Annotated in this window: 34 protein-coding genes; 10 read left to right on the plus strand and 24 right to left on the minus strand. The window is 56.2% G+C overall.

Going from position 1 to position 23,567, the window contains the following annotated elements:
* Position 1 precedes the first annotated feature (1 nt).
* The 6 genes from DSM3645_RS25075 (at position 2) to cysN (ending at position 6,278) form a co-directional block, all read left to right on the plus strand.
* Entirely contained in the window at positions 2–478 is a 477-nt protein-coding gene (locus tag DSM3645_RS25075) for a chemotaxis protein CheW (protein ID WP_237564933.1), read from the plus strand.
* A gap of 78 nt (positions 479–556) precedes the next feature.
* Positions 557–1,687, plus strand: coding sequence for a protein-glutamate methylesterase/protein-glutamine glutaminase (locus DSM3645_RS25080; RefSeq protein WP_002655441.1), 1,131 nt, complete (start codon positions 557–559; stop codon positions 1,685–1,687).
* A gap of 4 nt (positions 1,688–1,691) precedes the next feature.
* The gene (locus DSM3645_RS25085) at positions 1,692–2,582 is read left to right on the plus strand and encodes a CheR family methyltransferase (RefSeq protein WP_002655442.1); all 891 of its coding nucleotides are present in this window, start codon (positions 1,692–1,694) and stop codon (positions 2,580–2,582) included.
* 136 nt (positions 2,583–2,718) lie between these two features.
* Positions 2,719–3,195, plus strand: a complete 477-nt coding sequence (locus tag DSM3645_RS25090; RefSeq protein WP_002655443.1) for a hypothetical protein — start codon at positions 2,719–2,721, stop codon at positions 3,193–3,195.
* A 146-nt stretch (positions 3,196–3,341) separates the two neighbouring features.
* A complete protein-coding gene (gene cysD / locus DSM3645_RS25095; RefSeq protein WP_002655444.1) occupies positions 3,342–4,250 on the plus strand; it encodes a sulfate adenylyltransferase subunit CysD in 909 nt (302 codons plus the stop codon).
* Positions 4,251–4,349: 99 nt separating this feature from the next.
* Entirely contained in the window at positions 4,350–6,278 is a 1,929-nt protein-coding gene (cysN, locus tag DSM3645_RS25100; RefSeq protein ID WP_002655445.1) for a sulfate adenylyltransferase subunit CysN, read from the plus strand.
* Positions 6,279–7,239: 961 nt separating this feature from the next.
* On the opposite strand, the gene DSM3645_RS29765 is transcribed toward cysN, so the two are convergent.
* Positions 7,240–7,704 (minus strand): YbaN family protein, encoded by a 465-nt coding sequence (locus DSM3645_RS29765; RefSeq protein ID WP_161603418.1) that lies wholly within the window; start codon positions 7,702–7,704, stop codon positions 7,240–7,242.
* Positions 7,705–7,950: 246 nt separating this feature from the next.
* On the opposite strand from DSM3645_RS29765, the gene DSM3645_RS25110 reads away from it, so the two are divergent.
* The 4 genes from DSM3645_RS25110 (at position 7,951) to DSM3645_RS25125 (ending at position 10,750) form a co-directional block, all read left to right on the plus strand.
* Positions 7,951–8,154 carry a hypothetical protein gene (locus DSM3645_RS25110; protein WP_002655448.1) on the plus strand — a complete coding sequence of 68 codons (204 nt, stop codon included), beginning with the start codon at positions 7,951–7,953 and terminating at the stop codon, positions 8,152–8,154.
* A 132-nt stretch (positions 8,155–8,286) separates the two neighbouring features.
* On the plus strand, positions 8,287–8,514 hold the full coding sequence (locus DSM3645_RS25115; protein WP_002655449.1) for a hypothetical protein: 228 nt from the start codon (positions 8,287–8,289) through the stop codon (positions 8,512–8,514).
* 218 nt (positions 8,515–8,732) lie between these two features.
* Positions 8,733–9,929 (plus strand): DUF3419 family protein, encoded by a 1,197-nt coding sequence (locus DSM3645_RS25120; RefSeq protein ID WP_002655450.1) that lies wholly within the window; start codon positions 8,733–8,735, stop codon positions 9,927–9,929.
* An 83-nt stretch (positions 9,930–10,012) separates the two neighbouring features.
* The gene (locus DSM3645_RS25125; RefSeq protein WP_002655451.1) at positions 10,013–10,750 is read left to right on the plus strand and encodes a class I SAM-dependent methyltransferase; all 738 of its coding nucleotides are present in this window, start codon (positions 10,013–10,015) and stop codon (positions 10,748–10,750) included.
* 45 nt (positions 10,751–10,795) lie between these two features.
* Here the strand turns inward: DSM3645_RS25125 and map are convergent, their stop codons facing one another.
* From map to rpsJ, 23 genes are all read right to left on the minus strand, one after another.
* Complete coding sequence (map, locus tag DSM3645_RS25130; protein ID WP_040353007.1) at positions 10,796–11,575, minus strand: type I methionyl aminopeptidase; 780 nt, start codon at positions 11,573–11,575, stop codon at positions 10,796–10,798.
* A gap of 12 nt (positions 11,576–11,587) precedes the next feature.
* A complete protein-coding gene (locus DSM3645_RS25135; RefSeq protein WP_202595008.1) occupies positions 11,588–12,175 on the minus strand; it encodes an adenylate kinase in 588 nt (195 codons plus the stop codon).
* A 102-nt stretch (positions 12,176–12,277) separates the two neighbouring features.
* Positions 12,278–13,648: a preprotein translocase subunit SecY gene (gene secY, locus DSM3645_RS25140; RefSeq protein ID WP_002655454.1), complete on the minus strand. Its 1,371-nt coding sequence runs from the start codon at positions 13,646–13,648 to the stop codon at positions 12,278–12,280.
* Positions 13,649–13,768: 120 nt separating this feature from the next.
* Positions 13,769–14,272, minus strand: a complete 504-nt coding sequence (rplO, locus tag DSM3645_RS25145) for a 50S ribosomal protein L15 (protein WP_002655455.1) — start codon at positions 14,270–14,272, stop codon at positions 13,769–13,771.
* Complete coding sequence (rpsE, locus tag DSM3645_RS25150; protein ID WP_002655456.1) at positions 14,272–14,778, minus strand: 30S ribosomal protein S5; 507 nt, start codon at positions 14,776–14,778, stop codon at positions 14,272–14,274. The genes rplO and rpsE overlap by 1 nt, the downstream gene beginning before the upstream one ends.
* Before the next feature lie 58 nt (positions 14,779–14,836).
* On the minus strand, positions 14,837–15,202 hold the full coding sequence (gene rplR, locus DSM3645_RS25155; RefSeq protein ID WP_040353008.1) for a 50S ribosomal protein L18: 366 nt from the start codon (positions 15,200–15,202) through the stop codon (positions 14,837–14,839).
* Between the two features lie 63 nt (positions 15,203–15,265).
* Complete coding sequence (gene rplF / locus DSM3645_RS25160) at positions 15,266–15,811, minus strand: 50S ribosomal protein L6 (protein WP_002655459.1); 546 nt, start codon at positions 15,809–15,811, stop codon at positions 15,266–15,268.
* Between the two features lie 68 nt (positions 15,812–15,879).
* Positions 15,880–16,275, minus strand: coding sequence for a 30S ribosomal protein S8 (gene rpsH, locus DSM3645_RS25165; protein WP_002655460.1), 396 nt, complete (start codon positions 16,273–16,275; stop codon positions 15,880–15,882).
* Between the two features lie 16 nt (positions 16,276–16,291).
* A complete protein-coding gene (locus DSM3645_RS25170; RefSeq protein WP_002655461.1) occupies positions 16,292–16,477 on the minus strand; it encodes a type Z 30S ribosomal protein S14 in 186 nt (61 codons plus the stop codon).
* 51 nt (positions 16,478–16,528) lie between these two features.
* The gene (gene rplE, locus DSM3645_RS25175) at positions 16,529–17,119 is read right to left on the minus strand and encodes a 50S ribosomal protein L5 (RefSeq protein ID WP_002655462.1); all 591 of its coding nucleotides are present in this window, start codon (positions 17,117–17,119) and stop codon (positions 16,529–16,531) included.
* Positions 17,120–17,177: 58 nt separating this feature from the next.
* Positions 17,178–17,546, minus strand: coding sequence for a 50S ribosomal protein L24 (gene rplX, locus DSM3645_RS25180; RefSeq protein WP_002655463.1), 369 nt, complete (start codon positions 17,544–17,546; stop codon positions 17,178–17,180).
* Positions 17,546–17,914, minus strand: a complete 369-nt coding sequence (rplN, locus tag DSM3645_RS25185) for a 50S ribosomal protein L14 (RefSeq protein WP_002655464.1) — start codon at positions 17,912–17,914, stop codon at positions 17,546–17,548. The genes rplX and rplN overlap by 1 nt, the downstream gene beginning before the upstream one ends.
* Before the next feature lie 42 nt (positions 17,915–17,956).
* On the minus strand, positions 17,957–18,268 hold the full coding sequence (gene rpsQ / locus DSM3645_RS25190) for a 30S ribosomal protein S17 (RefSeq protein ID WP_002655465.1): 312 nt from the start codon (positions 18,266–18,268) through the stop codon (positions 17,957–17,959).
* Between the two features lie 40 nt (positions 18,269–18,308).
* Positions 18,309–18,515: a 50S ribosomal protein L29 gene (gene rpmC / locus DSM3645_RS25195; RefSeq protein WP_002655466.1), complete on the minus strand. Its 207-nt coding sequence runs from the start codon at positions 18,513–18,515 to the stop codon at positions 18,309–18,311.
* Positions 18,516–18,550: 35 nt separating this feature from the next.
* The gene (gene rplP / locus DSM3645_RS25200) at positions 18,551–19,000 is read right to left on the minus strand and encodes a 50S ribosomal protein L16 (protein WP_449240100.1); all 450 of its coding nucleotides are present in this window, start codon (positions 18,998–19,000) and stop codon (positions 18,551–18,553) included.
* Positions 18,930–19,652 carry a 30S ribosomal protein S3 gene (gene rpsC / locus DSM3645_RS25205; RefSeq protein ID WP_002655468.1) on the minus strand — a complete coding sequence of 241 codons (723 nt, stop codon included), beginning with the start codon at positions 19,650–19,652 and terminating at the stop codon, positions 18,930–18,932. Before rpsC ends, rplP begins: the two co-directional genes overlap by 71 nt.
* A gap of 38 nt (positions 19,653–19,690) precedes the next feature.
* Positions 19,691–20,044 (minus strand): 50S ribosomal protein L22, encoded by a 354-nt coding sequence (rplV, locus tag DSM3645_RS25210; protein WP_002655469.1) that lies wholly within the window; start codon positions 20,042–20,044, stop codon positions 19,691–19,693.
* Between the two features lie 52 nt (positions 20,045–20,096).
* A complete protein-coding gene (rpsS, locus tag DSM3645_RS25215) occupies positions 20,097–20,369 on the minus strand; it encodes a 30S ribosomal protein S19 (RefSeq protein WP_002655470.1) in 273 nt (90 codons plus the stop codon).
* A gap of 45 nt (positions 20,370–20,414) precedes the next feature.
* Entirely contained in the window at positions 20,415–21,275 is an 861-nt protein-coding gene (rplB, locus tag DSM3645_RS25220; RefSeq protein WP_002655471.1) for a 50S ribosomal protein L2, read from the minus strand.
* A gap of 61 nt (positions 21,276–21,336) precedes the next feature.
* On the minus strand, positions 21,337–21,648 hold the full coding sequence (gene rplW, locus DSM3645_RS25225) for a 50S ribosomal protein L23 (protein ID WP_002655472.1): 312 nt from the start codon (positions 21,646–21,648) through the stop codon (positions 21,337–21,339).
* Positions 21,649–21,682: 34 nt separating this feature from the next.
* Positions 21,683–22,351 carry a 50S ribosomal protein L4 gene (gene rplD / locus DSM3645_RS25230; protein ID WP_002655473.1) on the minus strand — a complete coding sequence of 223 codons (669 nt, stop codon included), beginning with the start codon at positions 22,349–22,351 and terminating at the stop codon, positions 21,683–21,685.
* A gap of 53 nt (positions 22,352–22,404) precedes the next feature.
* Positions 22,405–23,058: a 50S ribosomal protein L3 gene (gene rplC, locus DSM3645_RS25235; RefSeq protein WP_002655474.1), complete on the minus strand. Its 654-nt coding sequence runs from the start codon at positions 23,056–23,058 to the stop codon at positions 22,405–22,407.
* A 155-nt stretch (positions 23,059–23,213) separates the two neighbouring features.
* Positions 23,214–23,531 (minus strand): 30S ribosomal protein S10, encoded by a 318-nt coding sequence (gene rpsJ, locus DSM3645_RS25240; protein WP_002655475.1) that lies wholly within the window; start codon positions 23,529–23,531, stop codon positions 23,214–23,216.
* Positions 23,532–23,567: the final 36 nt, after the last annotated feature.

Consider the following 23,567-nt stretch of genomic DNA (forward strand, 5'->3'; position numbering starts at 1 on the left):
GATGACCAACAACGAAAAAAAGAGCATTATCGACGGGGAGCAACAGTTCGTCACGTTCTACCTGGGCGACGTGCTGCTGGCGATCCCAATCGGCTGCGTCCAAGAGATCAACCGCCAATTGGAATGCACGCCGGTGCCGCAAGCTCCGCCGTACGTCTGCGGCTGCGTCAACCTGCGCGGCGAAGTCGTCACGGTGGTCAATCCGCGGCAGATCCTGAAACTCGAACCGGCGGACGAGACGCGTGAGAGTCGCAACCTGATCATCAACTCGCAAGGCGAAGCGGTCGGACTGATCGTCGATAAAGTATCAGACATCCTGACGCTCAAAGCAGACGACGTCTCCCCGCCGCCAGCGAACCTGAAAGGGGTCGAAGGCCGCTTTTTCGTCGGCGTCCATCAACGTGAAGAGGACGTCGTCGTGTTGCTCAATATTGATGAGATGTTGAACGACACGAACGAGTACGCATCGCTAGCCTAGTCGGCCTCGCCGATCCGTTCGGGCCACGGATTGCGGCCTGAATCCAGTTGGCGACCAGGAGGAGCGGAGTAGGAATTCATGAGCGATGAAGATCGGATTCGCGTCCTCGTTGTCGACGACTCGGCTCTGTACCGTAAGTTAGTCCGAGATGTTCTCGCCCAAATCCCGCAGCTCGAGGTCGTCGGCGTCGCGGCCGATGGACGCATCGCCCTCGACAAAATTGAATACCTGCGTCCCGACCTGATCACGTTGGATGTCGAAATGCCGACGATCGACGGACTTGGCGTTCTCAAAGAACTAAAACGCTTTCCGCACCCGCCCGGCGTGATCATGCTGAGCGCGCTGACCGGCGCCGGCGCCGAAGCGACCATGGCGGCGCTGCAGTTGGGCGCTTTCGACTTCGTGCTAAAACCAAACGGCGCTAACGTCGAAGCGAGTACCGCCGCGTTGTCAGAGACCTTGAAACAGCGGGTCGACGCTTACTTGCGGCGCGTCGTGCGGACGCCCAAATTGGTCGCCGCTGGAACAACGCATCATCCAACCGAAGCCCCGCCCAAAGCGCGCGAAGAGCCGAAGCCGCCGCATCCCGCAGCGCTGAAATCGGCGCTCGATCTCTCCTTTCGATTTCCGATCGAAGCCGTTGCGCTGGGGATTTCGACCGGGGGACCGCCGGCGCTCACCGCTCAGTTGCCATCGATCCCCAAGGACTTTCCGGTTCCCATTTTCGTCGTCCAACATATGCCGCCGATTTTCACCAAGTCGCTTGCCGATGATCTCAATCGCCGCTGCCAGGCCGAAGTGGTCGAAGCCGCCGATGGCGATGAGGTTCGCCCCGGAACGATCTATATCGCCCCCGGCGGTCACCAGATGAAAGTCGAACGGGACGGCGTGCGAACGCGCATTCGCGTTAATAACGATCCTCACGAACGAAATTGCCGCCCTTCGGTCGATTACCTGTTCCGCTCCATCTCCCACGTCTACGGAGGTTCCGCCCTCGGCGTGATCATGACCGGAATGGGAGACGACGGCACGGTCGGCTGCAAATTGCTCAAGCGTCAGGGGGCGAACATCCTCGCCCAAAATGAAGCAAGCTCTGTTGTCTACGGGATGCCGCGGAGCATCGTCGAGGCCGATTTGGCCGATTTGATTTGTCCACTACACGACGTCGGACGGGAAATCGTCAATTGCGTCAAACGGAGCCGAGTTTAGAAACATGACGCCTCAAGATATTGACGCGATTTGCGGTCTGGTCTACGACCTCTGCGGAATCGCACTCGATAGCTCGAAAGACTATTTGATCGAGAGTCGTCTCGCCGAACTCGTCAAACGAGAAGGTTGCGCCAACTACGTCGACTTCGCAGTTCGCGCTCGCAACTCAAGCGACAATTTGAAACGCGACGTGGTCAATGCGATCACGACGCGCGAAACCCTGTTCTTTCGTGACAAGTCTCCCTTCGAAGCGCTGATGTTCAAAGCGATTCCGGAGCTTGTCGACGAGAAATCGAAATCGGCGTACGACAAGCGAATCCGCATCTGGTCCGCGGCCTGCAGCACCGGACAAGAGCCGTACAGCATTGCGATGACGCTGATGGAAACGCTGCCCGATTTTCGCAACTGGAATATCTCGATTCTCGCGACCGATATCTCCGACGATGCGATCGACCGCGCCAGCCGTGGGCTTTATCCGCCGCTAGAAACGTCACGCGGGCTCGAATCGCGTTACCTCAACAAATACTTCACGCCGCAAGACGGCGGACATCGCATCAAAGACGAAGTTCGTGCGATGGTCTCGTTTGAGAAGGTCAACCTGCTGCAAAGCTTCGTTCACCTGGGACGGTTTGACATCGTCTTTTGCCGCAACGCGATCATCTATTTCAATGCCGAAGACCGCCGCCGGACCTATCTGAACCTGGCGAACCAAGTGACCGACAATGGATATCTGTTTGTCGGCTCGTCAGAATCGTTGATCGATCTGGGACCGAAGTTCCAGCCGCAACATCACTGCAAGTCGGTCTTCTATCAACCCAATCGCCAATTGCCTGATTTTATTTTGGCGAACAAAGTGGGCCCCGCTGTGACTCCTGCGACCCCAGTCGTCCGGTAGTGTTTTCATCAAGCTGAACGAAACCAATAGTCCCCTTTGGCAAGACCGCTCTCGACCGCATTCGATCTTTTGTCATTGGGCTGCTGCGCGTAAAATTTGGGGAAATGGAATTTCCCCAGCTACGGAAGGATCCGTCATGCGCATCGCATCAATTGCTAGCACCCTGCTTTTTCTCGCTTTGCTGCTGACCGCATCGACGGCCGAAGAGCCGGTTTCCACTCCGCAGCCAACCGAAGCAGAGTTGGCGGAGATATCGAAGATTCGCACCGCTTTGGGGCCCGAGTTTCAAGTCGCGTCGCAAATGTTTGGCGCCGATCTTCCCTCGTCGGCGCCCATCTCCGACAAATCGGCGCTCGAAACCGATGTGATCGACGCCAATTCGCCTGCCGGCAATTTCTATCTGCAGACGACGAAGCCCTCGCTCGAACGTGCGATCCGCTTCCTCTCCATCGCAGAATCTGACCTGAAAGCCCTTTCCACGCCGAGCCGCAACGACAAAACGGCCCATGAGGCCCAGCAACTGCGAGAAGCCGCCCAAAAGTGCAAGCAGCTAGCCGACCAGCTGGAAGAGATGGCGAAGTTACGGGCGCCGAAAGCGACGCAACTGCGTTAATTCCCCGGGTTTAGGCCACATCCGGGCGATCCCGGCCGCCGAGCGGCATTGTTCGTATAGCCGACTGGCGCTATAATCCGGAATTCGTAACTATTTACGATCGTTCTCTTTGTGACGATTCTAGCGTCTTACGAGCAATCGAGGGTATGTCGGGCTACAACATAACTCACTTACGACAGTTGGAAGCGGAAAGTATTCACGTCTTGCGTGAGGTCGCCGCTGAGTTCGAAAACCCGGTCATGCTCTATTCGGTCGGCAAAGATTCGTCGGTCATGGTGCAGCTCGCCTTGAAGGCGTTCTATCCGGCGAAGCCGCCGTTTCCGCTGATGCATGTCGACACGACCTGGAAATTCCGCGAAATGATCCAATTTCGCGAAGATTACGCCCGCAAAGAACTCGGGCTCGACCTGATCGTGCACATCAACGAGGAAGGCCGCGCCGCCGGGATCGATCCGTTTGAAGACAGCGTTCGTCACACCGACCTGATGAAGACCGATGGTCTAAAGCAGGCGCTCAACAAGCACAAGTTTGACGCGGCCTTCGGCGGCGCTCGCCGCGACGAAGAGAAGTCACGCGCCAAAGAGCGGATCTTCTCGTTCCGCGACAAAAACCATCGCTGGGACCCGAAAAACCAGCGGCCAGAGCTCTGGAATCTGTTCAATACCCGGGTCAATAAAGGGGAAAGCATTCGTGTTTTCCCGCTGTCGAACTGGACCGAACTCGACGTTTGGCAATACATCCATCTCGAACAAATCCCGATCGTTCCCCTCTATTACTCGGCCCTGCGGCCGGTTGTCTGGCGGAATGACATGTGGATCTTGGTCGACGATGATCGCTTTGTGCTGGCTCCCGGCGAAAAGGTCGAAGAGAAGATGGTCCGCTTCCGGACGCTCGGCTGTTATCCGCTGACCGGCGCCGTCGAATCGAGTGCGACCACGCTTCCCGACATCATTCAAGAAATGTTGTTAACCACGACCTCCGAACGTCAGGGGCGCGCGATCGACAAAGATCAGGGCGCTTCGATGGAAAAGAAGAAGATCGAAGGTTACTTCTAACGCGGCTCGGCGCCAAAACGCTCTGCTGCGATTCTTACCGCCACACGCCGGAACGCCATTGGCGGCTCCGGTTTTGTCGACTAGCCCAACGCAACATCCATGTCGCACCAATCCGACCTGATCGCCACCGACATCAACGCTTATCTCGCTCAACACGAGCGAAAAGAGCTGCTCCGCTTTATCACCTGCGGCAGCGTCGATGACGGAAAAAGTACGCTCATCGGCAAGTTGCTGATCGAAGCCAAAGCGACCTTCGAAGATCAGCTCGCCGCGATCGAACGCGATTCGGCCACGCACGGCACCGTCGGCGGAGAGCTCGACCCGGCCCTGCTGATGGACGGGCTCAAAGACGAACGTGAACAAGGGATCACGATCGACGTCGCGTATCGCTATTTCTCGACGGCGAAGCGCAAATTCATCATCGCCGACACGCCGGGGCACGAGCAATATACCCGCAACATGGCGACCGGAGCGTCGACCGCCGACCTGGCGATCATTTTGATCGACGCGCGGCATGGAGTGATGACGCAAACCAAGCGGCACAGCTTCATCACCTCGCTGTTGGGGATCAAGCATATCGTCGTCGCGATCAACAAGATGGATCTGGTTGATTTCAGCCAAGAGCGGTTCGAGCAAATCAAAGCGGACTACGTCGAATTCGCCGCGAAAATGGCGGCCGACGACGTGCACTTTATTCCGCTCTCGGCCCTTAAGGGAGACAACCTGGTCACGGCGAGCCCGAACATGCCGTGGTACGACGGCAGCACGCTGATGCACTTGCTCGAAAACGTCTACATCGCGTCGGACCGTAACCTGCAAGACTTCCGCTTTCCGGTGCAACTGGTCAATCGTCCGCACCTCAATTTCCGCGGATTTTGCGGAACGATCGCTTCGGGGACGATTCGTCCCGGCGAAGAAATCATGGCGCTGCCGTCGAAGAAAACGAGCCGCGTCAAAGCGATCGTCACGATGGACGGCGATCAGGAAGAAGCCTGTCCGCCGTTGGCCGTGACAATTACGCTGGAAGACGAAATTGACGTCAGCCGTGGCGATATGCTGGTTCGTCCCGGCAATCAACCGCTGGTCGACGATCGTTTCGATGCGATGGTCGTCTGGATGGACGAAGACCCGATGGTTCCCGGCAAATCCTATTTGGTGAAGCATACGACGACCCTCACGCCGGGTACGATCTCGACGCTGCGCTACCAAATCGATGTGAATACGCTCCATCGCAAAGATGCGCCAACGCTGGCGCTCAATGAAATCGGCCGCTGCGAGGTTCGCCTGAATCGCCCGATCGCGTTTGATCCCTATCCCAAAAATCGCACGACCGGCGCGTTTATCGTGATCGACCGGATGACCAATCGTACGGTCGCCGCCGGCATGATCATCGACCGTAAAGAGAAGAAGGTCGCCCACTGGGATGACGAGCCGACCTCGGGTCCCGCGAGCGAAGGAGTGACCAGCGTCACCGCCGAGCAGCGCGAAGCCCGGTTTGGCCAACAACCGACCACGCTGCTGCTGACCGGCTTGACCGGCGCCGGCAAAACAACCATCGCCTACGCCCTAGAACGCCGTCTGTTTGACGAAGGCCGCGCCTGCGTGGTTCTCGATGGACAAAATCTACGCAGCGGCGTCAGCAAGGATCTTGGCTTCACCGCCGACGAACGGTCCGAGAATCTCCGCCGCGGCAGCGAGATCGCCGCGCTGATGAACGGCGCCGGCATGATCTGCATCTGTGCTTTCACCGCACCGAACGAAGATGTACGGCAAAAAGCGGCCGAAGTGGTTGGCAAAGACCGCTTTATCGTCGTTCATCTCTCGGCGCCGATCGAAGTCTGTCGCGATCGCGATGATAGCGGCTTGTACGAGAAAGCGGACTCCGGCGAGATCGCCAACTTCCCCGGCGTCAGCTATGAGTTTGAACCGCCGACCAATCCTGATCTGGTGCTGCCGACCCACGAGTTGGAAGTCAGCGAATCGGTCGACAAGATTGTGGCGCTGCTGAAAGAGCGAAAAGTGATTTAGTCACCAAAACGGTCAATGCAATTCAGCAAGAGACGCCTTGAGGGCGTCTCTTTTTTTTGCGCATTTCTCGGCGCACCAAGTCGGGAACAGGGCGATGATCCACGCTTGCAATCCGCCAAGAATTGTCTGTTGACAAAGAGAACGGAGTTGGGGTCGATTGCAGATTAAGTCTCAAAAATCGAATCACGTTCATCCGTCGGCCGAACAGGCGGACGCGGGGGGGGGAGATTCTCTGCACTTTGGCGATTCGACTGTTTGACACCGTGAAGTTCCCTCTTTGGCGACAGATCCTGTCTGCCGAGCCTGGCGGGGATACGCGCAGTTGCGAGACCACTGAACTCGCCTACGTATGCTGGTCCAGTCCAACCTGCCGGACAAAAAACAATGCGGTCCGGTCCAGTCCAACCTGCCGGACAAAAAACAATGCGATCCGGTCCAGTCCAACCTGCCGGACAAAAAAACCCTGCCGGACAAAAAACAATGCGATCCGGTCCAGTCCAACCTGCCGGACAAAAAACTATGCGGTCCGGTCCAGTCCAACCTGCCGGACAAAAAACAATGCGGTCCGGTCCAGTCCAACCTGCCGGACAAAAAACTATGCGGTCCGGTCCAGTCCAACCTGCCGGACAAAAAACAATGCGGTCCGGTCCAGTCCAACCTGCCGGACAAAAAACAATGCGATCCGGTCCAGTCCAACCTGCCGGACAAAAAACAATGCGGTCCGGTCCAGTCCAACCTGCCGGACAAAAAACCATGCGGTCCGGTCCAGTCCAACCTGCCGGACAAAAAACAATGCGATCCGGTCCAGTCCAACCTGCCGGACAAAAAAACAATGCGATCCGGTCCAGTCCAACCTGCCGGACAAAAAAACAATGCGGTCCGGTCCAGTCCAACCTGCCGGACAAAAAAACAATGCGGTCCGGTCCGGTCCAACCTGCTGGGCAAAAAAAACGCAAGCTTCCTATTTCGCTTTGACTTCCGGCAGTTTCGCGACCACCACAATTCCAATTGTCGAAAGACTCGCGATCGCCGCCATCACCACCGGCGACGGTTGCATCAGCATCATCGTCAACGTCACGCAGATACCGACCAGCAGCATCGCTTTGATCTTCACATTGCGCCGGACGCCGCGATGCTCGTTCCAGTCGCGGAGGATTGGGCCGATCAGGCGATTGCGGAGGATCGCCGCGTTCAGTCGCGGCGAACTACGAGCCGCAAAGTAGCTGGCCAACAGCAGAAACGGCGTGCAGGGGAGGACCGGCAAAATGGCCCCCAAAACGCCGATCGCCAAAAAGAAGAAGGCGCCCGCGATAAACAACAAGCGGCGTAGCCCAACCGCAGCAACGACCGGCGACTCTTTCACCACCGCGGGTGAGGAGCCGTGAACTCTTAAGCGACGTTTGGTTGTTGTCTTGATCGTATCCATGCCCAAACCCCGTAAGGTCGACGCTGCTCGAATCGAGCGCCGCCTATTGCCAATGTACGTCAGCAATTCAGAAAGCGGCATTATCTGGCTATCGTCCATTCCCTGGGAAACCTGCACCGGTTAGCGAAAACAAATCGGCTGCTAGCATTATTCCAAATAGTCACCCCCAAAAAGCACCTCCTCTCCAGCAGGGGGAACGATATTCTAGGTCGTGCAGATTTCTTCCAATCGAAAAGGAGCTTGTCGATGCTTGGAATCATCCTCGGAATTGTCTCGATCGGGCTCGGCTTAAAAGGATTCACCCCGAGTGGGCTGCCTTTGACTCGCAAAAAAAACATCACCGGCGTGACTGCGATTGTCATTGGGGTTTTCTGCTGCTTGCTCGGAGCGTTCCTGATTCTTGAAGGCGCTTTCGGGATTTTTGTAGTGGCAAATTCCTTCAACCGCTAGTTATCGATCCAACCGATGAAATGATTTCGTTACCAACCGGTAATCTGGGCGAATTGCAATTTGTGAAGCATTTGTCTGAACAGAGGAATTACGGATATTCTGCAAAACTGCAATCACCAATTGGGCCGGCGCATGTTTGTCATCTTGCTCGGCGTTCTCTGCCTCTTTCTGGGACTCCGGGGATTCTCGAAAGCAGGACTGCCCATCACTCACAACAGAAGCGTCAGCGGTATTCCTGACAAGCTGATCGCTGTTTTTTGTTGCCTGTTGGGCGGCGTGCTAATTGCCTTCGTGTTCTATGCAAACCTGTCGGCGGCTCGCGAAGCGACATGGATGATCGAGGAAATCGAACATCGGTAGAATGCCCTCCCCCCAGTTCCCCGCAAACTTCAGGTAAATGTTACGTAACAAGCGGGAATTCTGGGCGGTTTGCGGCGTCTCGTGGCTTGTGACCGTTGTCTGCTCTCCGCTAGAATAAGGCGTCATTTTGAAGCGCCATTCCCCTCTTTAGGGAACTTCTGCCGCACCAGCGGTAGCTGCAATCGGCGGATTGGGCGGCATCTCGCACGGAAAAAATCATGGCGCTCTTGAATTGGGTCCGGGGACGCGTTTTCAACCTGGTCCATCAAAATAACCTTGTTTACAACACCTGCTGGGAAGATCCGCGACTTGATCGCGTCGCTCTCGAGCTCGAGCCGCACCACAACGTGATGGTGATCACGTCCGCTGGTTGCAACGCGCTCGACTATGCGTTGGCAGGCGCCAATCACGTGTACGCGGTCGACATGAACCCGCGTCAAAACGCGCTGCTCGACCTGAAAAAGGCGGCGATTCGCGAACTGGAATATGAAGACTTCTTCCAAATGTTCGGCACCGGCCGCTTGCCGAACTTCCAGCAGGTTTACGAACAAAAGCTTCGCCATGCTTTGCCGGAATGGTCGCAGTCGTACTGGAATCGCAAGATCCGCTATTTCCGCCCCCGCAAAAAGCGGAGTTTCTACTTCCGCGGCACTTCGGGCTCGTTCGCCCGCATGATGAATATTTACGTCGATCGGGTGCTTCGCCTAAGGCCGCTGGTGCTGGAATTGCTGGATGCGGCCAACATCGAAGAGCAGAAAGAAATCTACGAAAAGGTGCACAAACGCCTGTGGACCAAGTCGCTGAAGTTCGCGATGAGCCGCGACACGACTTGGTCGCTGGTCGGCGTCCCCCGCGCCCAACGCGAATATCTAGAACAACACTACGAAAACGGCATCGTCGACTTCGTCCAAGAGAACATGCGGGCCGTTTTCGCCGAACTGCCGATTCAAGACAACTATTTCTGGCGGGTCTACATCACCGGCGAATATACGCCGAAATGCTGTCCCGAGTATCTGAAGCCGGAGAATTTCCAGCGGCTGAAGGACGATGTCATCCATCGCGTCAGCACGCACACCGATTCGGTCGAGCACTTCCTGCGAAAGCATGACGGCACGGCGATTCACCGCTTGGTGCTGTTGGATCACATGGACTGGCTGACCGGTTCGCTCCATCCGTATCTCGTCTCCGAATGGCAGGCGATCATGGATACGACCCGCGAACATGGCGCTCGGATCCTGTGGCGCAGCGGTGGGATGGATACGCAATTTGTAAATGAGGTCCCGGTGACTGTCGACGGTCAAAAGCGGGAAGTGGGCGATATGCTGCAGTACCACGACGAAACCGCCGACAGCCTTCATCCGAAGGATCGAGTTCACACATACGGCGCCTTCCGCATTGCCGAGTTGGCCGCCTAGAACCTGTTCCCTTCGATTTTCCCGTACGCACGATCGCTACTTTTATTGAGAGCGGTCGCACAGCCATTTTCGACGCAGAGCCAATGGGCATCGCCTCCGATCTGAAAGTTCTTTATCACCTAGCGGTCAAACCGGTCCGCGGCGAAAACCACGCCGAGCGGCTGGAAAGCTTCTACGGCGGCCAGGCCGAAGCGTACGACGACTTTCGCAAGCGCCTGCTGCAAGGTCGCCAAGAGATGTACGCGTCGCTAGATCTGCCTGAGGGGGGCGTCTGGGTCGATATGGGCGGAGGCACAGGGTCGAACCTCGAATATCGCGGCGATGACATCCCCAAGATGAAAAGCGTCTACGTCGTCGATCTCGCTTCGTCGCTCCTCAAAGTCTGCGACGAGCGGATCCAGGCCCGCGGCTGGGAAACCTCGGCCAAGACGGTCGAAGCCGACGCGACCAAGTTCACCCCCGAGGAAGGACTGGCCGACGTCGTCACGTTTTCTTACTCGCTGACGATGATCCCCGACTGGTTCGCCGCGATGGATAACGCACTGCGAATCCTTAAGCCCGGAGGCTTGATCGGCGTCGTTGACTTCTATGTTTCGCGAAAGTATCCGCACGAAGGCCGCACGCAACACGGCTGGTTCAATCGCAACTTTTGGCCGGTCTGGTTCTCGTCGGACAACGTCCATCCGTCCGCCGACCATTTGCCTTACCTGCAGCGGCAGTTTGAGACGGTCACGCTCGAAGAACGTCGAGCCAAGGTCCCTTATCTGCCGCTGGTCCGCACGCCGTACTACTACTTCGTCGGCCGCAAACCGGCGGCGTAGTCGCCTGGTTGTTGGACCGCATTGCGGACCCTACCAGAACCCGCGTTAGCTGGGTGGGCCGGTTAGAATCTCGACGCCATCAGAAGTTAGCGCCAATGTGTGCTCAAAGTGGGCGCTCAGAGAGCCGTCGCAGGTGACGACCGTCCAGTGATCTTTGGTCACCTTCGCTTCTCGTTTGCCGACGTTGACCATCGGTTCGACCGCCAACACCAGACCGGTTCGAAGCGGGAAGTCCCCTTCTTTCAGGAACCGCTTGGAGAAGTAGTTGGGCACCTGCGGGGACTCGTGCATTTCGCGGCCGATGCCATGACCGACGAATTCGGTCACCACCGAAAAATCGGCCGCTTCAACATACTCTTGCATCTCGCGAGCAACTTCGCTCCAGCGACTTTTCCGCGACATCTGATCGATGGCGATCTGCAACGAGCCTTGCGTGATCTCCAGCAGTTTGGCGGCGATCGGCGAAACGGTCCCTACCGCATGCGTCACTGCTGCGTCGCCACACCAACCGTTCACTTTGCAGCCGGTATCGAGACTGACGATGTCCCCTTCAACCAACTGCCGTGAGCCCGGCATCCCATGGACCACTTCTTCATTGATCGAGACGCAAGTCGCGGCGGGAAAAGGAGTCACGCCGGGCACGCCTTTGAAGAGCGGGATCGCGTCGTGCTGAATAAAGACGTTCTCAATCGCCGCGTCGATTTCGGCGGTCGTCGCGCCCGGGCGAACCAATTGAGCAGCGGCCTGATGAGCTTCCCAGACCACAAGTCCCGCACTTCGCATCAAAGCGATCTCGCGGGAAGATTTCAACGTTATAGAAGGCATGTCCGAGTCGTGTTAGTCGCCGCGCAGGTCTTTACCAACGCCGTCGACGATGGCCTTGATTCGTGTGAAGACTTCGGCTGGGGTTCCCATGCCGTCGACGTTTCGCAAGATCCCTTTTTCCTGGTAATAGTCGAGCAGCGGAGATGTTCGCTCTTGATAGATCCGCATTCGCTTGCGAATCGTCTCAGGCGTATCGTCAACGCGACCTTCTTTCACGGAGCGATCCAGCAGTCGACGAAACAGTTCTTCCTGATTGACATCCAACGTCAGCACGAGGTCGAGATCTTTGTTTTGCTGATGCAGATAATCATCGAGCGCTTTGGCCTGGCCGATGGTGCGAGGAAAGCCGTCGAGTAAGCAGCCGCGCTGGCAGTCGGATCGGTCGAGTCGCTCACCCACGATTTGCACCACAATCGGATCAGGCACCAATTGGCCGTGATCCATGTGTAAAGAGGCGAGCTTCCCCAGTTCGGTCCCACGCTTCTTGGCGTCTCGCAGCATATCCCCCGTAGCGACGTGGGGGATATTCAAGTATTCGACCAGGTTCTGAGACTGGGTGCCTTTGCCAACGCCAGGAGGTCCAATAAAGATTAACCGCATTATTGCATCATTGACGTGATCGACTCGATGGCGGGCCGGGCAAGGCGCGGCGTAATAGGAAGGCGATTTGTTGGGCCCGGCCAAAGCCGATTTGGCCCAACGTTACGCTTCCAACAAGCCCTTATAGTTCCTCATGACGAGGTGGCTGTCAATCTTTTGCACAAGATCAAACGCGACGCTCACCGCAATAAGGAGCCCGGTGCCGCCGTAGAAACTCGCAACCATTGGACTGACGCCCATCCCCGAGGAGATAAGCGTGGGAATAATCGCAATCACAACCAGGAAGCTGGCGCCGACATAAGTGATGCGAACCATCACCTTTTCCAGGTATTCCGCAGTTCGACGTCCTGGACGATAGCCCGGGATAAACGAACCGAAGTTACGCAGATTATCGGAAACGTCTTTCGGATTGAAAGTAATCGCAGTCCAAAAGTAGCAGAAGAAGTAAATCATCACGATGTAGCAGAGATTGTAGAGGAACGACGACCCCTGGCCAAAACTACGGGCTAGTTCGTCAAACATCGAATTCCCCGTCCAGCTGGCAAGTCCCTGGAAAATGATCTGCGGGAACATCAACAAGCTGCTCGCGAAAATGATCGGCATCACGCCCGCCTGATTGATCCGGAGCGGGAGGAACTGCTTCGTGCCGCCGTAAACCTTGCGACCGCGAACGTGTTTCGCGCTTTGGGTCGGAATTTTGCGCTGGGCCTGGGTGATAAAGACCACCCCGGCGACGACGGCGACAAACAGCACGACCAGCGTAATGATCGTCTCTAAACCGTATTTCTCGGGCGAGAAGTTGTTCAGCTCAAAAGTCGAGTTTTGCAACAGGTCGAGCCCGGCCATCGGCATTTGGGCCACGATACCGGCCATGATCAACAAGCTAATCCCGTTGCCGATCCCGTATTCGTCAATCTGCTCACCCAACCACATCAGGAAGATCGTGCCGCAGGTCATGATCATGACCGCGACAAATTGCCAGCCTAAGGTGAGTGTTGGATTGTCTGGACTCGTCCAGAAGGCGGAATTCACAATGGTGTCACCATCGGCGCCTGGCAGCAGCATCATCCGGACATAGACGAAGCTTTGTATCAAACAGAGCACGACCGTTGCGTAGCGCGTGTATTCGTTGATCTTCTTTCGCCCGGTCTCTCCTTCCTTCTGCAGGTCCTCGATCGGTTTATAGACCGTTCCGAGCAGCTGGAAGATAATCGACGCCGAAATGTACGGCATGATTCCCAGACCAAAGATCGTCATCTGTTGCAGGCTGCTAGCGCTGAAAACCGACACCTGTTGCAGAAACTGCGAAAAGGTGTCGTTTTGCTCAGCGCTCTGCCGTGCGATCGCTTCAGCGTCGACCATCGGCAACGTGATCTGCCACCCGACGCGATAAATCGCGAGCAAGAAGAGGGTGAGCAGAATTCGCTTGCGAAGTTCCGGAACGGTGAATATGACGCGGATCTTTTCCCACATTGTTCCGTATCCATTTCGACGGAACCATGATCGGGAAAATGCGTTTTCCGCCGTAGTTCCGTGCGATGCTATTGCAATGAAAGACAGCAGTATAAGTCACCGACTCGCATCGGCGATAGGTTACTTCTTCGCTTTCGCTTCGCGAGCCGCTTTCTTCTTATCTTCCACCGGCGTTTTGCCAGGGATGATAACGCACGAGCCGCCAGCGGCTTCGATCTTTTCTTTGGCCGAGGCGCTGAAGCGATGAGCCGACACCGTCAGCTTCTTCGTCAGTTCACCAGTGCCCAAGATCTTCAATTCGTCATAACGACGCTTGGCCAAGCCTTTAGCGCGAAGCGACTCTAGCGTAACTTCTTCGCCGGCGCTGAATTCGCGTTCGAGGTCCGTGATGTTGATCGCGGCGACCGTGATGGCGAACTTGTTAAAGAAGCCCCGTTTCGGCACCCGACGAACCAACGGCATCGTACCGCCCTGGAAGATCGGATTGCGCGAGTAACCGGCACGGCTCTTGGCGCCCTTGTGACCACGTCCCGAGGTCTTACCGTGACCGGAACCTGGTCCACGACCAATACGCTTGCGTTTGCGGTTCTTTTGGATACCGCTGTGTACTTCGTTGAATTCCATTAGAGGGCGACTCCTCGCAGGCGTTGAATGTCGTCTCGAGTGCGCAACTGCTTCAGACCTTCGATCGTGGCTTTCACCAGAATGACCGGGTTGGTCGAGCCGAAGCTTTTGGTCAATACGTCGTGGATTCCGACCGCTTCACAAACGGCGCGAACCGATGCGCCCGCGATGATACCGGTACCCGGACGAGCCGGAACCATGACCACCTTGCCGGCGCCGTAGCGGCCAATCACCTTGTGAGGGATCGAGCCGTTGACAATGTTCACCGCCGCGAGCGAACGTTCGGCTTGTTTAACAGCCTTTTCCACGCTCGGCGGAACTTCATTGGCCTTGCCGTAACCGCAACCGACTTTGCCTTTACCGTCGCCACACACAACCATGGCGGCGAAGCTAAAGCGGCGACCACCCTTCACCACGGCGGCACAGCGCTTGATCTTTACGACCTTTTCCACAAAGGCGCTTTGTCGGCCGCCCTTATCTCCGCCGCGTCGATTGTCTTTCGCCACGTTTGGCTCCTTTTCGCCCCTGGGTTTTCCCCGGGACTCGATCAATATCTAGTATGTATTAGAACTGCAGGCCAGCTTCACGCGCGGCGTCGGCCAGCGCGGCCAAGCGGCCGATGTATCGAAAATGTCCGCGATCAAAGCAAACCTGAGTCACGCCAGCGGCGGCGGCTCGTCCGGCGATCGCTTTGCCCACGGTTGCGGCGGCGGCGCAGTTGCTGCCCGACGCGTCGCTACGCAATTCGGTATCGCGAGTCGAAGCCGAGGCCAGCGTCACGCCACGCTCATCGTCAATCAGCTGACAATAGATGTGCATGTTACTGCGAAAAACCATCAGACGGGGGCGTTCAGCCGTACCGCGGACTTTTTTTCGGTTATGACGACGACGACGAAGTCGCTGCTTATTGATGAATTTTTCGTGATTCACGTTACGTTTCTCTCCTCGCTGGGATGAACCCTGTGATTCGCCATGCGATCATAAACGCGTTAATTATTTGGATGCAGCCTTGCCAGGCTTCAACTTGATCAATTCGCCTTGGTATCGCACGCCCTTGCCTTTGTACGGCTCTGGCTTGCGCGCCGAGCGGCATTCGGCGGCGAACTGCCCAACGCGCTGTTTGTCGATCCCTTTGATCAGCACATGCGTCTGATCCGGGCACGTCACGGTCAAATCAGCCGGGATCTTTTTATGGATCTCGTTCGCATAGCCAACCCGCATTTGCAGGATGTCGCCAGCGATCGCCGCCAAGTAGCCGACGCCCACGATTTCGAGACGCTTCTCGTAACCTTTGGAAACGCCTTCTAGCATGTTCGAGACCAAGGCGCGAGTCAGACCATGAAAGGCCTTCGACTCCCGCGAATCGCTCGCAGCGGCGACAACAACTTCGTTGCTGTCGGAATTGACCGTAACAGACACCTCTGGGCGATGCTCATACGAGAGCTTCCCCAAAGGGCCTTCTACGTTGATTACACCGTTAGTAACCGAGATGGTTACTTTTTCGGGAATCGCAACTGGTTTTTTGCCGAGTCGTGACATCGGAAGGATAATCCTGTTTCGTCAGTGAGCCCGCTTTGCAATTGGGCCCTGAAGCGGTAGCGCGACGCTTACCAAATCTCACATAAAATTTCGCCGCCGACGTTCTTTTGTCGGGCTTCGCGATCGCTAATTACGCCATGGCTCGTGCTGATCACACTGATGCCCAGGCCGTCGAGGACCGGTCGTAGGTCGCGGCTTTTGGTGTAAATACGACGTCCCGGCTTACTGATGCGACGGATCGTTTGGATCACGCGCTCACCGTTCGGACCGTATTTTAACTCTAACCGGATTTGATTGGCCGGTTCAGCCTCAACCTCTTCCCAGTCCCAGATGTAGCCCTCGCGCTTCAGCACGTCGGCTACGCCTTGTTTGACCTTCGAAGAAGGCATTTCGACGTGCGGGTGTTCAACGCGAACCGCATTGCGGATACGTGTTAGCATGTCGGCGATCGGGTCAGTCATCATCGTCTATGGGTCCCCTTTACCAGCTCGCCTTGCGGAGTCCAGGAATCAAGCCGCGGTCGGCCAATTTGCGGATGCAAATACGGCAGACCCCAAACTTGCGATAGACGGCGCGCGGCCGGCCGCACAGATTGCAACGCCGTTCGCTACGCGAGGAGAACTTCGGCTCCCGCTTCGCTTTTGCGATTTTGGATTTGCTCGCCACGGTACTCTACCTGTGTGGATGAAAAAAAGCTTTTCGATTGGAAGCGTTGCGTTAGCGACGAGCGCCGGGCTTCGACTTCTTCTTGACTTTACGCTTCGCATCTTTCGAGAATGGAAGTCCCAAGAGCGATAGCAGCTCCAGCGATTCTTCATCGCTCTTCGTCGAACAGACGAAGGTGATGTCCATTCCTTGCGGACGCGTGTACTTGTCCGGGTTCAATTCCGGGAACACCAGCTGTTCGCTGATGCCCATCGTGTAGTTTCCGTTGCCGTCAAAGCATTTCGGGCTGATGCCGCGAAAGTCGCGAACCTGCGGAAGCGCCAGTGAAATCAGGCGATCCAGAAATTCGTACATTCGTTGGCGTCGCAAGGTAACCTTGCAACCGATCGGCATTCCTTCGCGTAGGCGAAAGTTTGCGATGCTTTTGCGAGCGCGGCAGATCAATGGACGCTGACCGGTAAATTCGGCCATCGCCGAGACTGCCTCGTCGACGTGCTTCTTTTCCGAGACGGCAGTACCGACGCCCATATTGACGACGATCTTCTGCAATCGAGGAAGCGACAGTCGATTGGTGCGACCGAGCTTCTCCGCAAGTGCGGTGAGCACTTCGTTCTCGAACTTTTCTTGTAAACGGGGTTTCATCGTTTACTCTTTCCCTTCGCGGCTGCGAAGGCACATGTATCAGTGGATGAATTTACGACTAACTAGCAGGTTTCCGGGCCGGGGCGATTTCGCCCTGGTCGGCGTTACACTTCTTGCAGAAGCGAACTTTGACGCCGGAATCAAGCTGCTTGACTCCCAAACGCGAACGTTGACCGCAAGCGTTGCAAACGTACATGACGTTCGACATTTGAATCGGGGCTTCCCGAATCAAGCGTCCGCCTTGCGGATTTCGCTGCGAAGGCTTCACGTGCTTGTACATTTTGTTGACCCCTTCGACGACTACTTTGCCAGTCGACGGAATCACTTTGAGCACTTTGCCTTGAACAACCTTGTCAGCTCCCTTGGCGGGGCGAGAGCGGTATTCGCCGGCGATGATCTCAACTCGATCATTCACTTTAATAAGCATTACAGCACCTCGTTGGCCAAGCTGACAATTCGCATGAATTTCTTCTCTCGCAGTTCGCGAGCAACCGCTCCGAAGATGCGAGTGCCACGCGGGTTGCCGTCTTTGTCGACGATGACCACTGCGTTGCTATCAAAACGGATGTAGCTGCCGTCAGCTCGACGCGTCGGTTTTTTGACGCGGACGATGACGGCTCGCACGACCGCTTTTTTCTTTACGTCGGCGCCGGCAATCACTTCCTTCACCGAGCAAATGATGACGTCGCCCAGGCCGGCGGTTCGCTTGCGCGTTCCGCCCAGAACCTTGATGCACATCACTTGCTTGGCGCCGGTATTGTCAGCGACAGAAAGTCTGGTTTCTTGTTGGATCATGACTGTTTCGTCCTACTACCCGCAATGTGCAGGAGCTATGCCTTACGATTCGCTCGCCAGATTCTCGGCCGCCTGATCGCGGGCAGCCTTGAGGGCGGCGACATCGACTTCACGGCTCTTTTCTACGATACGAACGAGCGCCCAACGCTTTGTCTTCGACAGCGGTCGGCTCTCGATAATTTCCACCATGTCGCCCTGGCCCGACTCGTTAGACTCGTCGTGAACGTGGCAGACCATGCGGCGGGAGTAGTACTTACCGTACAACGGATGACGCAAGCGACGGGTGATTTCGACGCGACGCGTCTTATCCATCTTGTCGCTGGTCACTTTCCCGACCAATACTTTCTTGGGCATCGTATCTAATTCCGAAGCTGAATGGTTAGCGAATCGACCGCTAGTTCGCCGTTGCGGCGGCTCGCGTTCGTTCGTTTTGAATCGTTTTAATACGGGCGATCAGGCGACGACGACGAAGCAGCTCGGTAGGAGCGTCAAGTCGTTCGGTCTGAGCCTGCATCTTTAAGCGAAAGATCGATTCGGCGGCGTCCTTCAAGGTCGCAACCAATTGATCGTCGCTCATTTCCCGCAGTTCGTTCGCTTTCATCGTTCTCTACTCTGCTGACTTGAGCTGGAGCCAAATTACGCGTCGCCGGCGGCGGTCGTCAGGTCAGGACGCTTACGTACGAAGCGACAACGAACCGGCATCTTGTGAGCTACACGAGCTAAACAAATACGTGCTTGCTCTTCAGTTACGCCTGACAACTCGTACAAGACGGTGCCTGGCTTTACGACGGCAGCCCAGTAATCCACTTCGCCTTTACCCTTACCCATGCGGGTTTCGAGCGGCGTCGAGGTTACCGACTTTTGCGGAAAAATCCGAATAAACAAGCGACCGATTCCGCGGACATATTGTTGAGCGGCGATACGACCGGCTTCGATCGTGGCTGCTTTAATATATCCAGCTTGCGTCGTTTGAAGACCGTAATCGCCTAGCTCCACGGTGTTACCGCGGGTAGCGTTACCTCTTATACGCCTTCTTTGACTTTTTCGGTGCTTGACCCTCCGCGGCATTCGCGACATCGGATTCATTCTCCTCGTAAAAACCGTTGTTTATCCAAACCTGGACCCCGATGTGTCCCTGCGCTGTTTTCGCTTCGGTGAAGCCATAGTCGATCTTCGCACGGATCGTCGACAACGGAATCGAGCCTTGAATCGCTTTTTCGCGACGAGCCATTTCGGCCCCGCCCAAACGACCAGCCAGCTGCACCTTGATGCCGCGGGCGCCAGCTTCCATCGTCGATTCCAAAGCACGTTTCATCGTGCGGCGGAAGCTCGAACGCTTCGCAAGCTGATCGGCTATATCTTCCGCCACCAATTGAGCACGCAGCTCGGGGCGACCGATTTCCTCGATCTTCATGTTGATGCGGCGGCCGACGAGGTTCTGCAGTTCTTCCTGCAGTTTCTCGACTTCTTGACCCTTCTGACCAATGATCAGACCAGGTCGCGCCACGAACAACGTTACCTTGACTTCGTCGCGAGTACGGTCGATCTCGATGCGATCGATACCGGCGTTGCGATACTTCTGTCGAATTTTTTCGTCCGGATGTCCGCCGATGAACTTGCGAATCCGCTGATCTTCAAACAGCAGATCGGCGTAGTCCTTCTTCGACGCGAACCAGCGGCTTTTCCACCCCTGCATCACGCCTGTACGGAAAGCGATCGGATTAACTTTTTGACCCATGCGTCAATATCCTGGTCGAATCATAAACGGCGAACCGCTTATACTTCGATCTCCTCCAAGGTGACGTGAATATGACTGGTACGCTTCAGAATCGGGTAAGCGGTGCCGCGTGCCCGAGGGCGAAAGCGTTTGATAATCGGTCCGCCGTCGACTCGCGCCTCGGCGATGACCAAATTATCTTGCTTCAACGACTGTCCGCGACTCTGACTGACGTCCTGAGCGTTACCCAGGGCGCTTTGAATCACCTTCTCGAGCATCCGTGCGCCGCGGTGCGGCTGAAAACGCAGGATGTCGAGCGCCTCATCGGCAAACTTGCCCCGCACCAGGTCCGCGAGCGGACGCACCTTGCGGGCGCTGATGCGAGCCAGCCGGTGGGATGCTTTAAATGCCATGACGATTCTCCGAAAAACCTTCGCCTTCGCGAAGTTTGCACTGGGCTACGTGTTATTTCTTCTTCTTGTCAGATCCGTGACCACGGAAAGTACGCGTCGGGCTGAATTCGCCCAATTTGTGCCCGACCATGTCTTCTGTCACGTATACCTTCAAGTGCGCTTTGCCGTTGTGAACCATGAACGTGTGCCCAATGAATTCCGGCACAATCGTGCAGGCGCGGGCCCAGGTCTTGATGGGGTCTTTGCGGCCGGTGTCTTCCATCTTCTGCACTTTGAAGTACAGCTTCGGTTCGACGTACGGCCCTTTTTTTTGTGATCGACTCATATGTAGGTCTCGTTAGGCGATATCTGCTTTCGCATTCTGGGCGGCTTACTTGATCAGTTTCAAGACGCCGTACCGACGAGAACGACGGCGACGAATAATCGCCTTGTTCGAAGCCTTTTTCTTGTGACGCGTGTGGCCGCCCTTGGTTGGCTTGCCTTGCGGCGTCACCGGGTGACGTCCACCCTTGGTTCGACCTTCACCACCACCATGCGGGTGATCGACCGGGTTCATCGCAGTACCGCGAACATGCGGACGACGACCCAACCAACGCTTACGGCCAGCTTTACCGAGCACGACTTTCTCGTGTTCCGGGTTGCTAACTTTCCCGATCGTGGCGCGGCAACGGGCCGGAACGCGACGAATTTCACCGCTGGGCAAAGACAACTGAGCCCAGTCAGCTTCGCACGCCATCAAAGTGGCGCTGGAACCGGCGCTTCGGCACATCGTGCCTCCGCTTCCCGGCGCCAATTCGATATTGTGAACCGTCGTACCAGCCGGAATCTTGTTCAACGGCAAGCAGTTGCCAACTACCGGCGGCGCTTCAGGCCCGCTCATCACCATTTGGCCAGCGACCAAACCATCAGGAGCGAGGATGTAACGCTTTTCGCCATCGATGTAGTGCAACAGGGCGATGCGGCCAGAGCGATTCGGATCGTATTGAACCGAATCAACCTTCGCAGCGACGCCATCTTTGGAACGACGGAAGTCAATCACGCGGTAACGGCGTTTATGACCGCCGCCGCGATGACGAACCGTAATTTTACCTTGATTGTTGCGACCGCCATTCTTCGTGATTTTACGAAGCAGGCTCTTCTCCGGCTGAGCGCCCTTCGTCAATTCGGCGAAGTCACTGACCGACGCGTTTCGGCGTCCAGCGGAGGTCGGCTTGTATTTGCGAATTCCCATTGTCTTTTATCTCGTTGGCTGAACAGGCTGAAGAGCCATGTCGCTCGTCATGATGAACGGTTTAGAAGAAGTCGATGCGATGTTCGGCGTCGAGCGTCACCAATGCCTTCTTCCAGGCCTTCGTCATGCCGTTACGAAATTTGTAACGGCGAGTCTTCCCTTTTCGCGTTTGCGTGCGAACTTTGGCGACCTTCACTTCGAAGAGCGTTTCGACGGCGCGTCGAACGTCTTCTTTGGTCGCTTGCGGACTCACTTCAAATGCGTATTGATTCTGTTCCGTCGAACGCTCCACACCTTTTTCGGTGACAAGCGGACGGACGAGGACCTGATGAGGGTCCAGCGTTAGTTTTGAATTGTTCGTGGTCGTAGCCATTGCGGCCTCTACGTGCTAACGAAGCTGATTCGCGTTACTCGGCGGTATCGCCTGACGGCGCCTTGGCGGACTTCGCCTGAGCAGCCTTCTCTTTGATCGCATCCATCGCCGACTTGGTGACGACCAAGCGTTTGGGGGACAGGATCTTCAGTGCGTTCAGCTCCGAAACCGGGCTGACCGTGACTTTTTCGATGTTGCGGGCGCTCTTGTAGACTTTGTCGTCCAAGCTCGCGATCGTGATCAACGTCGAACCGCCGTAAACCTTCAAGGCCTTCAGCGTGTTGGCGACTGCCTTGGTTTTCACTTCGGCGAGAGCCAGTTCGTTCAGGATGACCACTTGGCCGCTCTGAATCTTCGAGGCGAAGGCCATGCGAGTGGCCAACTGCAACGCTTTGCGATTCAAACGATACGAATAGTCGCGAGGACGCTTCGCATGAATATGACCGCCGCCGCGACGCACGCCGCTACGCTTGTGACCAGCACGAGCGTTACCAGTTCCCTTTTGACGATACATCTTCTTCGTCGAACCGGCGACTTCACCGCGAGCTTTCGTGCGGTGCGTACCTTGTCGCAGGTTCGCCTGGTACATAACGACCGCGTCGTGCAGCAATTGCTTGCTGATTCGCGGGGCGATATCGGTTAGCTCGATGTCGTAGCTACCGACTTTCTCGCCAGTGGTATCAAATATGGGCAAACTGGGCATGTCTCGTGACTCTTCTAGGTTTCGCTGGATCTCGCTCGACGCGCGACCGGAAACTAAACCATGTTCGTTGCTTTGACGACGACAAAACCGCCGTTCGGACCAGGCGCCGCACCGTAGACGAGAATCAGATTATTCTCCTCGTCCACCTTCACGACTTTCACGTTCCGCTGCGTCACTTTCGCATTGCCATACTGACCCGACATGTTCAAACCTTTGAACGTGCGGCTCGGATAGGCGGAGCAACCGGTGCCGCCCGTGTGACGATGAACTTTTTTCACGCCGTGCGTGGCTCGCTGACCTGCAAAGTTGTGACGTTTCATCACACCTGCATAACCGCGACCTTTGCTGGTGCCAACGATATCGACGGCCTTCACATCGGACAGGACGCCAACACTGACTTCTTGACCGATTTCAAACCCTTCGGTCGAACCACGCAATTCGCGAACGAATCGCTTGGGCTCGCAATCCGGCTTGGCGGAAGCTTCGACACCGGCGGCGGCGAGCTTCTTAGCGCGTTTACTGGAGAGAGGGGCGACTTGACCACGTTCGCTACGATTGGCCAGGCGGCGAGGCTTATCATCAAAACCCAACTGCACTGCTTCGTAGCCGTCGCGCTCCTGCGACTTCAGCTGGAGCACGTGACACGGACCTGCTTCGATGACCGTAACCGGGATGATGTTGCCAGATTCGTCAAAAACCTGGGTCATCCCGACCTTGCGGCCGAGTATGCCTTTTGTCATTTTTCGTATCTCTGTGTGGTCTGTCGCCTTGCCTGCCAGGATCGACCTGTCGGTCGATTACCCGAGAGGCTTCCAGCCATGCAGATACATCCGGGTAAAAAAATGAATGGGAACCATCGCGACTATCGCGAGGTAGCCTTGATCTTGATATCGACGCCAGCCGGCAGATTGAGCTTGTTCAAAGCTTCAATCGTCTTGGCGGTCGCCTGCACAATGTCGATCAGACGCTTGTGCGTACGAATCTCGAACTGCTGCCGAGCCTTCTTATCAACGTGCGGGCCCGACAGAACGGTGTAACGCTCAATGCGGGTCGGCAACGGAATCGGGCCATGGACTTCGGAATGCGTTCGCTTGGCGGTATCTACGATTTCTAGAGCACTCTGATCCAGGATCGAGTGGTCGTAGGCTTCCATCCGAATGCGAATAACTTCTTGGGCCACGGAACCATTTCCTTCGCTGCAAAGCTCGACTCTCGT

This window comes from Blastopirellula marina DSM 3645 (genome assembly GCF_000153105.1).
GTDB lineage: Bacteria > Planctomycetota > Planctomycetia > Pirellulales > Pirellulaceae > Blastopirellula > Blastopirellula marina.

What these genes read in the sequence shown, in the direction of transcription:
- DSM3645_RS25075 (WP_237564933.1), top strand. Translation starts at nt 2, where the DNA reads ATGACCAACAACGAAAAAAAGAGCATTATCGACGGGGAGCAACAGTTC.
- DSM3645_RS25080 (WP_002655441.1), top strand. Translation starts at nt 557, where the DNA reads ATGAGCGATGAAGATCGGATTCGCGTCCTCGTTGTCGACGACTCGGCT.
- DSM3645_RS25085 (WP_002655442.1), top strand. Translation starts at nt 1,692, where the DNA reads ATGACGCCTCAAGATATTGACGCGATTTGCGGTCTGGTCTACGACCTC.
- DSM3645_RS25090 (WP_002655443.1), top strand. Translation starts at nt 2,719, where the DNA reads ATGCGCATCGCATCAATTGCTAGCACCCTGCTTTTTCTCGCTTTGCTG.
- cysD (WP_002655444.1), top strand. Translation starts at nt 3,342, where the DNA reads ATGTCGGGCTACAACATAACTCACTTACGACAGTTGGAAGCGGAAAGT.
- cysN (WP_002655445.1), top strand. Translation starts at nt 4,350, where the DNA reads ATGTCGCACCAATCCGACCTGATCGCCACCGACATCAACGCTTATCTC.
- DSM3645_RS29765 (WP_161603418.1), bottom strand. Translation starts at nt 7,704, where the DNA reads ATGGATACGATCAAGACAACAACCAAACGTCGCTTAAGAGTTCACGGC.
- DSM3645_RS25110 (WP_002655448.1), top strand. Translation starts at nt 7,951, where the DNA reads ATGCTTGGAATCATCCTCGGAATTGTCTCGATCGGGCTCGGCTTAAAA.
- DSM3645_RS25115 (WP_002655449.1), top strand. Translation starts at nt 8,287, where the DNA reads ATGTTTGTCATCTTGCTCGGCGTTCTCTGCCTCTTTCTGGGACTCCGG.
- DSM3645_RS25120 (WP_002655450.1), top strand. Translation starts at nt 8,733, where the DNA reads ATGGCGCTCTTGAATTGGGTCCGGGGACGCGTTTTCAACCTGGTCCAT.
- DSM3645_RS25125 (WP_002655451.1), top strand. Translation starts at nt 10,013, where the DNA reads ATGGGCATCGCCTCCGATCTGAAAGTTCTTTATCACCTAGCGGTCAAA.
- map (WP_040353007.1), bottom strand. Translation starts at nt 11,575, where the DNA reads ATGCCTTCTATAACGTTGAAATCTTCCCGCGAGATCGCTTTGATGCGA.
- DSM3645_RS25135 (WP_202595008.1), bottom strand. Translation starts at nt 12,175, where the DNA reads ATGCGGTTAATCTTTATTGGACCTCCTGGCGTTGGCAAAGGCACCCAG.
- secY (WP_002655454.1), bottom strand. Translation starts at nt 13,648, where the DNA reads ATGTGGGAAAAGATCCGCGTCATATTCACCGTTCCGGAACTTCGCAAG.
- rplO (WP_002655455.1), bottom strand. Translation starts at nt 14,272, where the DNA reads ATGGAATTCAACGAAGTACACAGCGGTATCCAAAAGAACCGCAAACGC.
- rplF (WP_002655459.1), bottom strand. Translation starts at nt 15,811, where the DNA reads ATGTCACGACTCGGCAAAAAACCAGTTGCGATTCCCGAAAAAGTAACC.
- rpsH (WP_002655460.1), bottom strand. Translation starts at nt 16,275, where the DNA reads ATGATGACTGACCCGATCGCCGACATGCTAACACGTATCCGCAATGCG.
- rplE (WP_002655462.1), bottom strand. Translation starts at nt 17,119, where the DNA reads ATGAAACCCCGTTTACAAGAAAAGTTCGAGAACGAAGTGCTCACCGCA.
- rplX (WP_002655463.1), bottom strand. Translation starts at nt 17,546, where the DNA reads ATGCTTATTAAAGTGAATGATCGAGTTGAGATCATCGCCGGCGAATAC.
- rplN (WP_002655464.1), bottom strand. Translation starts at nt 17,914, where the DNA reads ATGATCCAACAAGAAACCAGACTTTCTGTCGCTGACAATACCGGCGCC.
- rpsQ (WP_002655465.1), bottom strand. Translation starts at nt 18,268, where the DNA reads ATGCCCAAGAAAGTATTGGTCGGGAAAGTGACCAGCGACAAGATGGAT.
- rpmC (WP_002655466.1), bottom strand. Translation starts at nt 18,515, where the DNA reads ATGAAAGCGAACGAACTGCGGGAAATGAGCGACGATCAATTGGTTGCG.
- rplP (WP_449240100.1), bottom strand. Translation starts at nt 19,000, where the DNA reads ATGAATCCGATGTCGCGAATGCCGCGGAGGGTCAAGCACCGAAAAAGT.
- rpsC (WP_002655468.1), bottom strand. Translation starts at nt 19,652, where the DNA reads ATGGGTCAAAAAGTTAATCCGATCGCTTTCCGTACAGGCGTGATGCAG.
- rplV (WP_002655469.1), bottom strand. Translation starts at nt 20,044, where the DNA reads ATGGCATTTAAAGCATCCCACCGGCTGGCTCGCATCAGCGCCCGCAAG.
- rpsS (WP_002655470.1), bottom strand. Translation starts at nt 20,369, where the DNA reads ATGAGTCGATCACAAAAAAAAGGGCCGTACGTCGAACCGAAGCTGTAC.
- rplB (WP_002655471.1), bottom strand. Translation starts at nt 21,275, where the DNA reads ATGGGAATTCGCAAATACAAGCCGACCTCCGCTGGACGCCGAAACGCG.
- rplW (WP_002655472.1), bottom strand. Translation starts at nt 21,648, where the DNA reads ATGGCTACGACCACGAACAATTCAAAACTAACGCTGGACCCTCATCAG.
- rplD (WP_002655473.1), bottom strand. Translation starts at nt 22,351, where the DNA reads ATGCCCAGTTTGCCCATATTTGATACCACTGGCGAGAAAGTCGGTAGC.
- rplC (WP_002655474.1), bottom strand. Translation starts at nt 23,058, where the DNA reads ATGACCCAGGTTTTTGACGAATCTGGCAACATCATCCCGGTTACGGTC.